General features: G+C 41.8%; 1 pseudogene. It reads left to right on the top strand.

The annotated features are described in order from the left end of the window. Window positions 1-237, top strand: a pseudogene (locus tag KV696_RS06470) (hypothetical protein); the annotation flags it as partial.

The raw sequence follows: 237 nt of genomic DNA, 5'->3' as shown, positions 1-237 counted from the left end.
ACAGCTGTAATTCCAGCAGCAGACGTAACTAAGTCAGCAGCAGATGCAGGTAAAGCAAATGCAGGAAATGCAGTAAACACACCAGCAGCTAAGGTAGAAGTTAAAGATCCAGCCAAATTAACAGATGAAGAAAAAGCAAAAGTTAAGAAAGCAATTGAGGCAGTCAACCCAGGATCTAAAGTTGTAGTAGACGATAAAGGAAACGCAACAGTAACAACACCAGAAGGAAATCCAGCC

The organism is Streptococcus humanilactis (assembly GCF_019448275.1).
Lineage (GTDB): Bacteria > Bacillota > Bacilli > Lactobacillales > Streptococcaceae > Streptococcus > Streptococcus humanilactis.
The sequence above is the reverse complement of the archived record's forward strand: the minus strand, read 5'-3'. Positions and strand labels throughout refer to the sequence as shown.